1 protein-coding gene is annotated in these 1,236 nt (G+C 74.5%); it reads right to left on the bottom strand.

Going from position 1 to position 1,236, the window contains the following annotated elements:
- On the bottom strand, positions 1-1,065 hold a 1,065-nt coding region (locus tag K206_RS0127825; protein ID WP_020205651.1), incomplete at its 3' end, for a cache domain-containing protein.
- Positions 1,066-1,236: the final 171 nt, after the last annotated feature.

The raw sequence follows: 1,236 nt of genomic DNA on the forward strand, positions 1-1,236 counted from the left end.
GGCCAGCCGCTCGCCGGCGATGCGCCGGCGCACGTTCCAGGCCGCCGCCAGCAGCAGCACGAAGGCGGTCAGCACGCCCGCCAGCGCGGCGGTGTTGAGCGCGGCCAGGCGCGCCTGGGAGGTGTTGGTGAGCAGCGTGAGCTGCCAGTCGGTGCCGACCAGTTCCGCGTTCTGCGCCAGCATCGGCGGGCCGCGCCGCAGGCGCACCAGCGCGTCGCTGTCGGACAGCTTGCGCACCGGCGCCAGTTCGAGCTGCGGCAGCGGGGCGCGGTTGTACTGGAGGCTGCGCTGCAGGCGGACGCGCTGCTCGGCCGACAGCGGCCTGAGCGCGGCGAGCTTGAGCGACGGGTCCGAGGCCAGGATCACCACGCCGTTCTCGTCGGTCAGCAGCATCTGCGCGTCGGCGCCCTGCCAGCGGTTCTCGAGCGGCTCCAGGCCGACCTTGACCACCGCCACGCCGCGCGGCTTGTGGCGGTCGCCGAGCGGCGCGGACAGGTAGTAGCCGGGCTCGCTGCGCGTGGTGCCGACGCCGTAGAAGCGGCCGAGCTGGCCGTCGGCGGCGTCGCCGAAATACGGGCGGAAGCTGAGGTCCTCGCCCATGTAGCTGTCGGGGCGCTGGTAGTTGCTGGCCGCGCGCACGCGGCCGCGCGCGTCGAGCACGAACACCGCGCGCGTGCCGGCGCGCGCGTTGAGCGCGGCCAGGTACTGGTTGGCCGCCTCGACCCGGGCCGGGTCGTCCGGGTTGGCCAGCAGCGCGGCGATCTTGTCTTCGAGCGACAGCAGGCTGGGCACGTAGTCGTAGCGGGCCAGCTCGCTCGACAGCGCCTGGCTGTACAGGCGCAGCTGCACCTGGCCGCGCTCGCCCTGGCGCACCAGCGCGGCGTCGTAGCTGTAGCGGTAGCCCAGCGCGCCGGCCAGCCCGACCAGCATCGCCAGCGCCAGCATGGCGAGCGGCGGCACCCAGCGGCGCAGGCGGCCGGCGCGGCCGTAGCTGGCGCAGGCGTCCTGCGCGGTGTCGCGCGGGCTGGCGGGCGGGGTGGCGTGCGAACGGAACGGGCCGGTCATGGAGCGGGCGGGGAAGGCTTGCGTGTGCTGCGGATGGCGATGGATGGCAGGGGTGGCGTGTGGTCGGGCCAAATGTGCCGCCGGCATGGCACCGCAACGGCGCCGCCCGCAGCAACCCCGTCTTTTACCACAACGCGCGGCGCCGGCCGCAAAACAAAAAGGGCCCGGCCG

The organism is Cupriavidus sp. WS, assembly GCF_000395345.1.
GTDB lineage: Bacteria > Pseudomonadota > Gammaproteobacteria > Burkholderiales > Burkholderiaceae > Cupriavidus > Cupriavidus basilensis_B.